The sequence below is a fragment of the Lysobacter sp. DMC97 genome, assembly GCF_056313745.1.
This window is the reverse complement of record NZ_JBQUZR010000003.1, coordinates 421,436-435,248: the sequence shown is the minus strand read 5'-3', so window position 1 is coordinate 435,248 and position 13,813 is coordinate 421,436. Positions and strand designations below refer to the sequence as shown.

Here is a 13,813-nt window from a genome sequence, read left to right as displayed (position 1 = left end):
ACCAGGATTCCCCGTTCCGTGATCGCCCTCGCCGTGCTGGCGGTGGCCGGCATCTACCTGTTCGTCACCGCGCCCGCCGACCTCGACGAGAGCGTCGGTGCGCGCGACGTGCCGGTGGAAACGCTGTTCCGCCTGCTCAACGCCGAGAACGCGTCCATCCGCAAGCTGTACACCGGCGAGATCGTGACGCCCGGGCAGAAGATCGGGCTGAAGTTCAGCGAGGACTGGAAGAAGAAGGACGTCCACGCGGGTCCGCTGCCGGCGCTGCTGCTGCGCGAGACCGCCAACCGCCTGCAGCAACGCGTGCCGGAACTCAGCCTGTTCCTCGGGTCGAGCTATCCGATCGAGATCACCAACAAGTTCAAGGGCGCGCAGCAGACCTACTTCGAGCAGATCGAACAGGATCGCCAGCCGAAGTTCTTCCTCGACGCCAGCACCGGGCGGCAGACCGCGATGTTCGCCGACATCGCCGCCGCGCCGGCCTGCGTCACCTGTCACAACGACCACCCCAAGAGCCCGCGCAAGGACTGGAAGCAGAACGACGTGATGGGCGCCACGACGTGGTCGTTCCCGCGCGACAAGCTCTCGACCGACGAGGTGATCGCGATCCTCGCCGCGTACCGCGCCTCGGCGCTGGATGCCTACGACGCCTACCTGCGCAAGACCGCGAGCTTCGATCCGGCGCTGCGGCCGCAGCTCGGCACGCAGTGGCCCGCGGACGGCCTGTTCGTGCCCGATGCGAAGACCTTCCGCGACAAGGTGGAGGAGAAGAACTCCATCGCCACGCTGAACCTGCTGCTGGACATGCGCGACGACGCGCGGCGCGAAGTCGCGGGCAAGCCCGCGTCGGCGACCGCCACCGCGGCGGCGGGCAAGGCGGGGACCTCGCCATGAACGCGACCGTGCCCGGCATGACACCGCGGCGCCGGCCGATCGTCACCCGCAGCGCCTACCAGAAGGCGCTGGCGGCCGCGTCGTGGATCGCGCTGATCGGCGTCGCCATCGCCTGCATCGCGTGGCTGTGGTCGCCGCGCGTGGACACGCTCGCCTCGCTGCAGCGCCAGCACGCCTACAAGCAGATCACCGGCTACACGCTGGTGAGCCTGCTGACCTTCGACCTGTCGCTGGCGCTGATCAAGCGCCGGCTGATCGGCGGACGGGCACAGCGCGTGCTGCAGCTGGCGCACCGCTTCCTCGGCCTGACCATGCTGATCCTGCTGGTGCTGCATGCCGGCTTCGCGCATGCGGGCTTCCTGCACGCCACCTTCGCGGTGACGATGCTGGTGGTCGCCGCCGGCGCACTGCTGAACCTGCTGCCGGCGAGCCGGCTGGGCACCTGGGGCCAGTGGACCACCGCCTTCCACATCTGCGCCGGCTGCCTGCTGGCCGCGCTGGGCGTGATGCACCTGTATTTCGTCTACGCCTACGCCGGCTGAGCGCCGGCCGGGCACCGCGCGGCCCTGCCGCACGCCAGGGCCCGACCGCCCGTCGGGCTCCCACCGCCGCCCATGCGCATCGCGTCGGGATGGCGTCGCCTGCTTCGTCCCGACCGGTGCGCCATCCTGGCGCATCGACATCCCCCAAGCTCAAGGAGAGCTCCCCATGACACATTCGTTCCGCGCCGCACTGTTCGCGCTGGGCCTCGCGGCCTGCGCCTGGTTGCCCGGCACCGCATCCGCCCAGGGCGTGCTGATGGGCAGCGCCGACCTCGACGGCGACAACATCGCCGAAACGGTCTACAACAACGGCTCGTACATCACCGTCAAGAGCACCAACGGCAGCAGCTACAACTACCAGGTCAGCACCGGCTCGTGGGCGCTGCTCTACGGCAACTTCACCAGCGTGCAGGACCTCGACGGCACCCCGGGTGCCGAGATCCCGATCAACATCGGCGGCGCGCTGAAGGTGATCAACCACAATTCGCGCAGCACCTACAACTACCAGATCAGCACCGGCTCGTGGGCCGCATCGCCCGGCGGCATCACCGATCTCAACGGCATCGCCGGCAACGAGATCCTGATCGTGGCGTCGGATTCCCTGAAGGTCGTCGACCATCGGGCGCGCAGCACCAGTTCGCAGCCGATGTCCGGCACCTACGCCGTCGCGGTCTACGGCATCAAGGACCTGGACGGCCAGCCCGGTGCCGAGGTCCCGATCGCCAATGGCTCCGCGTTGCGCGTCTACAACTACCGCACCCGCAGCATGAGCAGCACGCCGGTGAGCAGCGGCAGCTGGGCGATCTGCAACGATCCGGGCATCCCCAACTGCGTCAGCGACCTGAACGGCACCGCCGGCGCCGAACTGATCCTGATCGTGCCCAACTACATCAGCGTCTACAGCTACGTCACCGGGTCGATGAACAACTACATCATCAACAGCCAGTACGCGATCCTCTCCGACGGCGTGCGCCAGTTCGACGGCACCACCGGCAACGAGATCGCGGTCGCCCGCGGCGACGGCAACATCAACATCATCTACCCGCGCACCGGCACCGTGCAATTCATCAACGGCAGCAACACCTTCAATGCCGGTCATTGGTGGTCGCTGCTGAACTACGTGAATCTCGACGGCGTCGCCGGCGACGAGATCCGCGTCCGCGACAACGGGTATGGCCGCAACTACCGCATCTATCCGCGCAGCGGTTCGGTGGTCCTCGAGTAACCCCTCGTGCGGGCGCGTGCAACGCGCGCCCGCATTCCACCTGTCCGGGGCCGCCGCACGCGGCCCCGCCCTTCGTCGCCGCGCAGGGACGCTCGCGCACGCAGCGCCATCCCGCGACCACGATCACGTACGCGGGACACCATCGGCGGGACGATGGCGCGCAGGCAAGCCTGCCTGTGTCCACGACAAGGATTCGTCATGCGCCTCTCTCCGCGCCTGTTCCTCGCCGCGCTCGTGCTGCTCGCGATGCCCGCCGCCCATGCGGCCAAGGGCGTGCCGTTCGGCGGCACCGACCACTTCCTCTACGCCTACGGCACCACCGACGGCTTCGGCGCCAACAACGGCTGGTACCTGCCCGCGCAGAACCTGCGCACGCCGATCGGCGGCTACCACCTCGATCCGGCGAAGGTCGACGCGCAGATCGCCGGCCTCGCCGCCAGCGGCCAGAAGGCCTACACCCTCGTCCTGCACAACAGCGAGCTCGGCCCCTGCGAGGCGAACGCCTGCAACGACGGCGTGCCCGACGGTGTCTGGGGCGAAGTGATCGACGACAGCTGGGGCGCGATGCGGCCGCAGCACCGCGCCAACTTCAAGGCGATCCTCGGGCGCGCGCTCGACAGCGGCATGCGCCGCATCTACATCCGCTTCGGCTACAACGCCAACCCGCAGAACTGGACCCAGTGGGACGAGATCCGCTACCAGAAGGTCTGGAACTTCATCGTCGACGCACGCAAGGCGGCGCACGAAGTCGTCGACGCGAAGGGACTGTCGTCGCTGTATGCCTCGCCGAACAACCTCCTGATCTTCGATCTCGGGCTGGAGGACGGCGGCCTCGGCGGCGGCCAGCGCCCCGCCTTCATGACCCGGCTGTGGCAGGACTACACCTACACGTACGGCACCGACGACACGCTCGGATTCTCGATCGCCTGGGCACCCGGCCGCTTCACCGCGCTGCGCAACCTGCTCGCCGCCACAGGCAATCTGCCGCGGATGTGGGGCGTCGACATCTACGACAATCTCGACACGGGCCTCGGCCAGCTCTATTCCGAGATGGGCAGCCTGCGCAACCAGCCGGTACACCTGCTCGAGACGTACTTCAACCGCGCGCAGACCGCGACCCAGGCGCAGACCGCGCTCAACAACAACGAGTTCCTGCATCTGGCGCTGCTCGGCCAGTGGCCCACGTCGCCGGGCAGCGGCCACTTCTCGCGCAGCGTGGTCGATTCGCTGACGACCGCCAACACCTTCTCGAACTACACGTCGCTGCTGGCGACGCGCCGCATGTACTTCACCTCGGGCAATGCCGACGTGCTCGGCGTGCGCGACATCGACTGCACCACCAAGCCGAGCTTCCCGTGCAGCGTGCAACTGCGCTGGGGCGCCGCGCCGGGCGGCAAGCGCTACGGCATCTACATCCGCCAGCCGGCCGGCGGCCACGCGCTGGTGCACTGCGAGAACACGGCCGGCACCTCGACGATTCCGTGGATCTCGACCAACCCGAACTACCGGTTCGACGTCTACGAGATCAGCGCGGCATCGTGCGCCTCGCCGGAACCGAACGCCGGCGCGGTCCTGCGCACCACCGCGGAGGCGACGCCGTTCTGATGCATCGGTCACGGACGGCGCCGGGCATCGCGCCCCGGTGCCGTCCGCGGCGGGTTCCATGCCAAGATGGCGCATGGACCGCGCATTCGACCTCATCGTCTTCGGTGCCACCGGCTTCACCGGCCGGCTGGTCGCCGAATATCTCCACAACACGTATGGCGACGCCGGCGACCTGCGCTGGGCCATGGCCGGCCGCAGCGCCGCGAAGCTGGCCGAGGTGCGCGACGCGCTCGGCATCGACCCCGCGCTGCCGCTGCTGGTCGCCGACGCCGCCGACGGCGACGCCCTCACCGCGCTGGTGCGGCGCGCGAAGGTCGTGCTCACCACCGTCGGTCCGTACCAGCGCTTCGGCGAACCGCTGATCCGCGCCTGCGCCGCCGCCGGCACCGACTACGTCGACCTCTGCGGCGAGCCGGGCTGGATGGCGAAGATGATCCCGGAGCTGCAGCCGATCGCGCAGGCCAGCGGCGCGCGCATCGTGTTCTCCTGCGGCTTCGACTCCATCCCGTTCGACCTCGGCGTGCTCTACGCGCAGCACGAGGCGCAGGCGCGCCTTGGCGCGCCGCTCAAGCGCGTCCACGGCCGCGTCAAGACGATGAAGGGCACGTTCTCCGGCGGCACCGTCGCCAGCATGCTCGCGACCTACGCCGCGACGAAGGCCGATCCGTCGCTGCGGCGCACGCTGGTCGACCCGTTCGCGCTGACGCCGGGCTTCAAGGGCCCGCGCCAGCCGAACGATTTCGTCGCCGAGCGCGATGCGCTGGCGCAGGCGTGGACCGCGCCGTTCGTGATGGCGACGATCAACACCAAGAACGTGCATCGCAGCCACGCGCTGCTCGGCCATCCCTGGGGCACGGACTTCACCTACAGCGAACGCATGCTCACCGGCGACGGCCCCGCAGGCGAGAAGCGGGCGAAGAAGATGCTGCGCCAGGCGAAGACCCAGAACCTGCTGCTCGCCTTCGCCCCGACCCGCGCCCTGCTCGCCCGCTTCGCGTTGCCGAAGCCCGGTGAGGGCCCGAACGCCGAACAGCGCGAGAAAGGCCGCTACGAGCTGCTGTTCTTCGGCGAGACCGCCGACGGCAAGACACTCACGGCCCGCGTCACCGGCGATCGCGATCCGGGCTATGGCTCGACCTCGAAGATGATCGGCGAAGCCGCGATCAGCCTCGCCCGCGACATCGACCACGCGCGCACGCCCGGCGGCGTGTGGACGCCGGCCGCGGCGATGGGCCTGCCGCTGGTCGAACGCCTGCGCGCGAAGGCCGGACTGACCTTCGATCTCGTCGGCGCGTGACGCCGGCCGCGGCCCGCTTCGCTCGGCACGCACATCGCCACGCCGCGGCATGAGCGCATCACCGCGCGTCATGTAGCACGCGCGAAACGCCTGCAATCAGGCACTTCGCGCACGCGCAGGAAATCGTCGGAATCGCGGGAATTCAGACGAAAACCGATTTTTCACACATCGCCCGCGCACGGCTGCGCAGACTGCGTCCATCCCCCACGGAGGACGCCCGCATGCGCATCACCATCGTCGGCGCCGGATTCAGCGGCGCAACGCTCGCCACCGCGCTCGCCACGTCGCGCGACACCGACGTCGACGTCTGTCTGGTCGGCGTCGCGAGCAATTTCGGCTGCGGCGTCGCCTACGGCGATGCGCGCGGCGAACACCTGCTCAACACCCGCGCGGGACAGCTCGGCGCCGATGCGGCGAAGCCGGCCGGCTTCGCGCAGTGGCTCAACCTCTCGCCGCGCGCCCGCGACGAATTCCTGCCGCGCATCGCGTACGGCGAATACCTGCTCGACCGGCTGCAGGAGGCCGAGCAGCTGTCCACCAACCTCACGACGCTGGAGCACGAGGTCGTGGAGATCGACCGCCTGCCCGGCAGCGGCTTCCGCGTGCATCTCGACGACGGCGCGAGCTTCTTCAGCGATGTCGTGGTGCTCGCCGTCGGCGCGCTGCCGCCGCAGCGGTTGGCAGGCGTCGGGCCGCGACTCGCACGCAGCCCGCGCTACGTCGCGTCGCCCTGGCAGGAAGGCGAACTGCAGCGGATCGATCCCGACGCGCGCCTGCTGATCGCGGGCACCGGGCTGACCATGGTCGACGTGCTGGCGACGCTGCACCGTCGCAAGCATCGCGGCGAGATCGTCGCGCTGTCGCGGCATGGCCTGCTGCCGCAGCGCCACACCGCGGACGCGGCCGACCCGATCGAACTGCCGCCCAGCGTGCTGCATGCGCTGCGCGCAGAGGATCTGCACGCGCTGGTGTCGTCGCTGCGCTCGGTCGCGCAGATCGTCGACGACTGGCGTCCGCTGGTGGATGCGCTGCGCCCGCACACGCAGGCGTTCTGGCGCGGACTGTCGCCGGTGCAGCGCGCGCGTTTCCTGCGCCATGTGCGCGCGTACTGGGAAATCCATCGCCATCGCATGGCGCCGCGCGTCGCGGCGGAGGTCGATGCACTGCGCGCGAGCGGGCAGCTGACGATCGTCGCCGGCCGCCTGCTGCGCGCCGGTGTCGCCGGCGATCGCGTCTCGGTCGTGTTCCGCCGGCGCGGCAGCGATACCGCCGATGCGGGGATGTTCGACGGCCTGATCCGCGCCACCGGCCTCGACACCGACATCACCCGCACCACGCACCCGCTGATCCAGCACCTCTACGCCACCGGCACCCTCGCGGCCGATCCGCTGGGCCTGGGCCTGCGCGTCACCGCCGCGAGCGAGGTGATCGACGCCCGCGAGCGACTGGTCCCCGGCCTGTACTGCCTCGGCGCGCTGGCCCGCGGCGAAAGCTGGGAAATGACCGCGATCGCCGAACTGCGCGCCGCCGTGCATGCGCTGGCGAAGCGGCTGCGCGCACCCGCGGCCGCACGCCCCCTCGCGGCCGCGCCCCCGCTTCCCACACGCGCAGCACGATCCGATTGAGGCGGCGATGGCGACGGAGCAGCGGGCGCCGCCGCCGTCCGCTCACTCGCGGCGGTAGACCTGCGCGCCATGCGCCAGGAATTCCTGCGACTTCTCGGCCATGCCGGCCTCGATCGCCTGCGTCTCGTCGACGCCGTGCTCGGCGGCGTAGTCGCGCACGTCCTGGGTGATCTTCATCGAGCAGAAGTGCGGGCCGCACATCGAGCAGAAGTGCGCGACCTTGTGCGCGTCCTTCGGCAGGGTCTCGTCGTGGAATTCCTTGGCCTTCTCGGGGTCGAGGCCGAGGTGGAACTGGTCTTCCCAGCGGAATTCGAAGCGCGCCTTGCTCAGCGCGTTGTCGCGCACCTGCGCGCCGGGATGACCCTTGGCGAGATCGGCCGCGTGCGCGGCGATCTTGTACGCCATGATGCCGTCGCGCACGTCCTGCCGGTTCGGCAGGCCGAGGTGTTCCTTCGGCGTGACGTAGCAGAGCATCGCGGTGCCGTACCAGCCGATCATCGCCGCACCGATCGCGGACGTGATGTGGTCGTAGCCCGGCGCGATGTCGGTGGTCAGCGGGCCGAGCGTGTAGAACGGCGCCTCGCCGCACTCGCGCAGCTGTTTGTCCATGTTTTCCTTGATCAGCTGCATCGGCACGTGGCCGGGGCCTTCGATCATGGTCTGCACGTCGTGCTTCCACGCGATCTTCGTCAGCTCGCCGAGGGTTTCCAGTTCGCCGAACTGCGCCGCGTCGTTGGCGTCGGCCAGGCAGCCCGGACGCAGGCCATCGCCGAGCGAGAAGGCCACGTCGTAGGCCTTCATGATCTCGCAGATGTCCTCGAAGTGCGTGTAGAGGAAATTCTCCTTGTGATGCGCCAGGCACCACTTCGCCATGATCGAACCGCCGCGGGAGACAATCCCGGTGGTGCGCTTCGCGGTCAGCGGCACGTAGCGCAGCAACACGCCGGCGTGGATGGTGAAGTAGTCGACGCCCTGCTCCGCCTGCTCGATCAGCGTGTCGCGGAAGATCTCCCAGGTCAGCGCCTCGGCGCGGCCGTCGACCTTCTCCAGCGCCTGATAGATGGGGACCGTGCCGATCGGCACCGGCGCGTTGCGGATGATCCACTCGCGGGTCTCGTGGATGTGCTTGCCGGTGCTGAGGTCCATCACCGTGTCGCCGCCCCAGCGGATCGCCCACACCAGCTTCTCGACTTCTTCTGCAATCCCCGACGACACCGCGCTGTTGCCGATGTTGGCGTTGATCTTGGTGAGGAAGTTGCGGCCGATGATCATCGGCTCGCTTTCCGGATGGTTGATGTTGCACGGCAGGATCGCGCGGCCGCGGGCGATCTCGTCGCGGACGAATTCAGGCGTGATGATCGTCTGGATGTTCGCGCCGAAGTGCTCGCCCGGATGCTGCTTCAGCAGGTGTGCCTCGCGCACCGCTTCCAGCCGCTGGTTCTCGCGGATCGCGACGAACTCCATCTCCGGGGTGACGATGCCGCGCTTGGCGTAGTGCATCTGGGTGACGTTGGCACCCGCCTTCGCCCGCCGCGGCAACGCGCGGTTCGGGAAACGCACGGCGTCGAGCTTCGGGTCGTGCTCGCGCGCGCGGCCGAACTCGGAGCTGAGGCCCGGCAGTTGTTCGGAATCGCCGCGGGCTTCGATCCACGCCGCGCGCAGCGGCGCGAGGCCGGCGGCCAGGTCGATGCGCGCCTCCGGATCGGTGTACGGGCCGGAGGTGTCGTACACGGTGACCGGCGGGTTGTCCTCGCCGCCGAACAGCGTCGGCGTGCGCGCGAGCGCGATCTCGCGCATCGGCACGCGCACGCCCGGCTGCGCGCCGTCGACGAAGATCTTGCGCGAGCCCGGGATCGGCCGGGTGACGGATTCGGACAGCTGTTCGGTCTGCTGCAACAGCGGGGAAGGCACGGCATTCATCGGCACGCTCACTCTGCATTCGTCCTGCGATACGGAAGGCCCGCGCGGAGCGGACCCATCGGACGAAGCGGCGGCGCGTCGGCCGCACGCACGGTGCGGGCCTTGCGAAGCTTCCCTACGCCGGTATCAGCCGGATCAGGTTCAAAGGGACTGTCTCAACCGCGACGACCGCGGTACCCCCACTTCGACGGGTATTTGACCACGCCGGGGCCTGCCCGGCCAGCAGCAGGGCCGGCGGGCACGCCCGCGCCGGCGGCGGAGAAAGATGAACACGGGCCGGTTCGTGATGCGCGTACCCGAACCGGTGCCCGTGCGTTGACACGCCTCCGGGGCCGGACCATGGTGATTCCGCGGCATCGCCGCCCATGCCTGCCCGGCATGCAGATCGATGCACTGCGGACGGTTGCCGCATTCCCCGGCGCCGGCGTTTCCGGCGCCATTCGAAGCATCACGACGAAAAGAGCGAATGCTCAAGGAGAACGATCATGCTCCAGAATGACGACGTCGTATCGGGTTGGCTCTCCGGCCAGGACAGCATCGAAGGCCATGACAACCCCGCGGGCCCCCTGTTCATCGAGGGCAGCGTGGCCACCGAAGCCGCGATGACGCAGGTCGATGCCGCGACCTACATCTTCACGACGCTCGGCGGCACCACCGCCTCCTGCCGTCCGACGGGCTGCGCCTGCTGTTGATGTCCACGGCGCGCGTCCCTCGCGGGCGCGCGCCACTGCAGCGCGTTTCCTTCCCTTCCGGCTGACCGGGACGTCGCCCATGGACGGACAACGGGAGCCCCGCTCCTTCTTCGCGATCATCGACCACTTCGCCGCCGCGGAAAGCCGCGCGCTGTCCGCCGACCTGGACGCGCTCCACGGCCTCGGCGACGGCGACCGCGCCACGCTGCGCGCCGCGGGCGAACGCGCGCTGCACCTGAACGCGGCGCTCAAGCTCAACCGCGTGCTGCTGCTGGAACTGCACGCAGCCGAACGCGCCGGCCAGCTCGGCAGCGGCAACGACGGCGAGCGTTTCGACCGCTTCGTCGCCGCCAGCCTGCAGCCCGCGTTCGGCGAACACCTGGATCGACGCTATCCGCCGTTCCGGCCGCGGCTCGCGATCGCGCTGGAACAGCAGCGTCTCGCGCTCGGCCGGATGGCGGCGCGGATCGCCGACGAACGCGACGCGCTGCGGCCGTTGCTCGGCAGCGACGCGGGCGCGCTGCGGTCGGTCGACCTCGGCCTGGGCGACCTGCACGGCGGCGGGCATTCGGTCGCGCGGCTGCGTTTCGAGGGCGGCAGCGTGATGTACAAGCCGCGCTCGCTGCGCATCGACCGCGTGCTCGACGACTTCCTCGCGGACGTGTTCGCCGGCGTGGCGGACCGCATCCGCGTGCCGCGCTGCCTCGACCACGGCGACCACGGCTGGAGCGCGTTCGAGATCCACCGCCACTGCGACGGCCCCGGCGAACTGGCGACGTTCTATCGCGGCCTCGGCCACTGGCTGGGCCTGCTGCGCCTGATCGGCGGCACCGACATCCACCACGAGAACCTGATCGCCGTCGGCCCGGTCCCGGTGGTCATCGACGTCGAGAGCCTGTTCGCGCCGGTCGCGCGCCCGGCCTCGGTCGGCTACGGCGAGGCGCACGACCTGGCGCTGGCGCTGATCCGCGGCTCGGTGCTGCGCACGGGCATCGTGCCGTTCCGCGCGCCCGCGCTCGGCTTCGACGGCGTGGACGTGTCCGCCGCCGGCGCGCTGGCGGGCGAGCAGCCGCCGGCGCACGTGCCGGTCATCGAGCACGAGGGCACGCCCGCGGCGCGGCTGAAGATCATCGACGAACCGCGGGCGGTCGCGCAGAACCATCCCACGCCGGACCCCGACCTGCCCGCGTACTGGGATTGCATCAGCGGCGGCTTCCTCGATGCCTGCGAACGCCTGCGCCGGCTGGACGCGGGCGGCGGGCTGGAACCGCGGCTGCGCGCGTTCGCGGGCTGCAGCGTGCGCGAGATCCGCCGCCCGACCCAGGTCTACGCCGAGATCGGCCGGATGCTGTGGCACCCGGCCGCGCTGCACGACGAAGCGGCCGCGATCGAACGCGCCCGCGACCTGTTCGTGCGCAACGCCGCCGTCTCGCCGCTGGCGCCTGCGTCACCGGAGGAGATCGCCGGCGAGATCGACGACCTGCGCCACGGCGACATCCCGGTGTTCGCCACCGCCGCGAGCGAAGAACGCATCGCCGCGGCGCTGGCCGACTGGCGCGCGATGCGGGTGGACCTGGAGGAACTGACGATCCGCAGCGCGCTGGTCGCGACCGAACTCAACCGGCGGCCGCCCGGCGTGCTGGAGGAGGCGGACCACATCCCGTCGTTCTTCGCGCGCCGCCCGCACGCGGATGCGCTCGACGCGCGGCGGCGCCGGCTGGCCGCCGATGCGGTGTCGCGCCTGCTGCGGCTGGCGGTGCGCGGGAGCGACGGCACGGCGACCTGGATCACGCCGGAGACCAGCCACACCGGCTGGCTGGTGCAGCCTGTGCTGAGCGATCTCTACTTCGGCCTCGGCGGCGTGGTCGTGGCGCTGGCCGCCTATGCGGACGAGGCCGCGCACGGTCGCGTGGACGCGATCGACGGGCTCGAGGACACGCTGGAAGGCGCGCTGCGCACGCTCGCGCCGCTGTATCGACACGAGCTGCCGAAGGCGATCGGCGGTTTCACCGGACACGGCGGCCAGATCTGGACCTGGCTGACCCTGCACGACCTGCTGCGGCGCGAGGAGTTCATCGCCTGCGCGATCGAGCGCGCCGAGGACCTGGAACGGATCGGCTTCGCGCACGACCAGCGCTTCGACATCATCGACGGCGCGGCCGGCGTGATCGTGCCGCTGCTGCACCTGGCCGAGGCCACCGGCGACGCGCGCTGGCAGGCGCTGGCGATTCGCGCCGCCGCGCACCTGGAGGCGACCGCGATCGTCGATGCGCAGGGCGCGCGCTGGGCCTCGACCGTCTACCGGGAACCGATCGGCGGCTTCGCGCACGGCGTCGCCGGCACCGGCTGGGCGCTGGCGCGGCTGTCGCTCTCGACCGCGGGCGATGCACTGGCGCGAGCGCGCTGGCGGGCGCTGGCCGAGCGCGCGTTCGACTACCAGGACACGCTGTACGACGCGTCACTGGCGAACTGGCTGGACCAGCGCCAGTGGAAACGCGGCGAGACCTTCCACAGCTGGTGCAACGGCAGTGTCGGCATCGGGCTGGGCGCGGAAGACCTGTTCCGGCGCACCGGCGACGCGCGCCAGCGCGACATGCTGCGCCGCGCCGTCGCGGCGTCGCGCGGCACCTGGGGCGCCAGCCACACGCTGTGCCATGGCGACTTCTCGCTGTGGGACCTGCTGATCCGCGCCGACGCGACCGATCCCGGCGCCTGCGCGTCGGATCGCGCCGACTGCACGGCGCAGGTGCTGTCGGCGATCGAGGAACACGGCGGCATCATCAGCGGCCGCACGCGCGCCGCCTTCACGCCGGGCCTGATGACCGGCATCGCCGGCGCCGTCCACGGCCTCGTGCGCATGCATCCGGAGTGTCGGCTCGGCTCGCCGCTGCTGTTCGAGCGTTCCGTCGCCTCCTGAGCGGCGCGGCGGCATGGCGCCGCGGCGACGCCGCACCGCGTCAGCGCAGCGCGGCGTTGATCTTCTCCAGCGCCGCGGCACCGGGATTCAGGTCCGCGGCTTCGAGCGTGTTCAGCGGGCGGGCGACGGTGCCGAGGTGGCCGTGCAGGTCCGGCGCCTCGGGATCCACGTACAGCAGGCCGGTGACGACTTCGCCACGCGCATGGCGCTGCTGGATCAGGTTCATCGCCGCGATGCGGTCGCGCGGATCGTAGCCCGCATCGAGCTTGTGCAGGCGTAGCACCGAGCCGTCGTGCTGCTCGATCGACAGCGTCTCGCCGTCGGCGTAATCGACCGCGATCTCGGTGCGGTGCGGCATCACATCGAGGTAATTCACCGCGTCGTTGTGCTCGCGCACGTAGTCGTAGCTCTTGGTGCTGCCGGCGTGGTTGTTGAACGCGATGCACGGGCTGATGACGTCGATGAACGCCGCGCCGCAGTGCGAGAGCGCGCCCTTGATCAGCGGCACCAGCTGCTTCTTGTCGCCCGAGAAGCCGCGGCCAACGTAGGTGGCGCCGAGCTGCAGCGCCATCGTCACCAGGTCGAGCGGGCTGTCGGTATTGGCGACCCCCTTCTTCGACACCGAGCCCTGGTCGGCGGTCGCCGAGAACTGGCCCTTGGTCAGGCCGTACACGCCGTTGTTCTCGACGATGTAGGCCATGTTCACGCCACGACGGATCGCGTGCACGAACTGGCCGATGCCGATCGACGCCGAATCGCCGTCGCCGGACACGCCGAGGTAGATCAGCTCGCGGTTGGCGAGGTTGGCGCCGGTGAGCACCGACGGCATGCGCCCGTGCACGGTGTTGAAGCCGTGCGACTGGCCGAGGAAGTAGTCCGGCGTCTTGCTGCTGCAGCCGATGCCCGACAGCTTGGCGACGCGGTGCGGCTCGATGTCGAGTTCCCAGCAGGCCTGGATGATCGCCGCGGAGATCGAATCGTGGCCGCAGCCGGCGCAGAGCGTGCTGATCTTGCCTTCGTAGTCGCGACGGGTGAACCCGATCGCGTTGCAGGCCAGCGTGGGGTGGTGCAGCTTGGGTTTGGCGAGATACGTCAT

10 protein-coding genes and 1 riboswitch are annotated in these 13,813 nt (G+C 70.2%); of the genes, 8 read left to right on the top strand and 2 right to left on the bottom strand.

Going from position 1 to position 13,813, the window contains the following annotated elements; translation table 11 throughout:
- Positions 1-18: 18 nt before the first annotated feature.
- The 6 genes from ACT53Q_RS08140 to ACT53Q_RS08115 all read left to right on the top strand — a co-directional run bounded on the left by ACT53Q_RS08140 (position 19) and on the right by ACT53Q_RS08115 (position 7,188).
- Positions 19-894, top strand: coding sequence for a c-type heme family protein (locus ACT53Q_RS08140; RefSeq protein WP_476186154.1), 876 nt, complete (start codon positions 19-21; stop codon positions 892-894).
- Positions 891-1,436 carry a hypothetical protein gene (locus tag ACT53Q_RS08135; protein WP_476186153.1) on the top strand — a complete coding sequence of 182 codons (546 nt, stop codon included), beginning with the start codon at positions 891-893 and terminating at the stop codon, positions 1,434-1,436. The genes ACT53Q_RS08140 and ACT53Q_RS08135 overlap by 4 nt, the downstream gene beginning before the upstream one ends.
- Positions 1,437-1,602: 166 nt before the next feature.
- Complete coding sequence (locus ACT53Q_RS08130) at positions 1,603-2,661, top strand: PA5033 family protein (protein WP_476186152.1); 1,059 nt, start codon at positions 1,603-1,605, stop codon at positions 2,659-2,661.
- Positions 2,662-2,859: 198 nt separating this feature from the next.
- Positions 2,860-4,266 (top strand): hypothetical protein, encoded by a 1,407-nt coding sequence (locus ACT53Q_RS08125; protein WP_476186151.1) that lies wholly within the window; start codon positions 2,860-2,862, stop codon positions 4,264-4,266.
- A gap of 73 nt (positions 4,267-4,339) precedes the next feature.
- Positions 4,340-5,563, top strand: a complete 1,224-nt coding sequence (locus tag ACT53Q_RS08120) for a saccharopine dehydrogenase family protein (RefSeq protein WP_476186150.1) — start codon at positions 4,340-4,342, stop codon at positions 5,561-5,563.
- Positions 5,564-5,784: 221 nt separating this feature from the next.
- The gene (locus ACT53Q_RS08115) at positions 5,785-7,188 is read left to right on the top strand and encodes an FAD/NAD(P)-binding protein (RefSeq protein ID WP_476186149.1); all 1,404 of its coding nucleotides are present in this window, start codon (positions 5,785-5,787) and stop codon (positions 7,186-7,188) included.
- Positions 7,189-7,230: 42 nt separating this feature from the next.
- On the opposite strand, the gene thiC is transcribed toward ACT53Q_RS08115, so the two are convergent.
- A complete protein-coding gene (gene thiC / locus ACT53Q_RS08110) occupies positions 7,231-9,108 on the bottom strand; it encodes a phosphomethylpyrimidine synthase ThiC (protein WP_476186348.1) in 1,878 nt (625 codons plus the stop codon).
- Between the two features lie 94 nt (positions 9,109-9,202).
- Positions 9,203-9,299: riboswitch (TPP riboswitch) on the bottom strand.
- A 294-nt stretch (positions 9,300-9,593) separates the two neighbouring features.
- On the opposite strand from thiC, the gene ACT53Q_RS08105 reads away from it, so the two are divergent.
- Together ACT53Q_RS08105 and ACT53Q_RS08100 are read left to right on the top strand one after the other, a co-directional pair.
- Positions 9,594-9,800 carry a DUF6229 family protein gene (locus ACT53Q_RS08105; protein WP_476186148.1) on the top strand — a complete coding sequence of 69 codons (207 nt, stop codon included), beginning with the start codon at positions 9,594-9,596 and terminating at the stop codon, positions 9,798-9,800.
- Between the two features lie 79 nt (positions 9,801-9,879).
- The gene (locus ACT53Q_RS08100) at positions 9,880-12,717 is read left to right on the top strand and encodes a type 2 lanthipeptide synthetase LanM family protein (RefSeq protein ID WP_476186147.1); all 2,838 of its coding nucleotides are present in this window, start codon (positions 9,880-9,882) and stop codon (positions 12,715-12,717) included.
- A gap of 40 nt (positions 12,718-12,757) precedes the next feature.
- Here the strand turns inward: ACT53Q_RS08100 and ACT53Q_RS08095 are convergent, their stop codons facing one another.
- Complete coding sequence (locus ACT53Q_RS08095) at positions 12,758-13,813, bottom strand: 2-oxoacid:ferredoxin oxidoreductase subunit beta (protein WP_476186146.1); 1,056 nt, start codon at positions 13,811-13,813, stop codon at positions 12,758-12,760.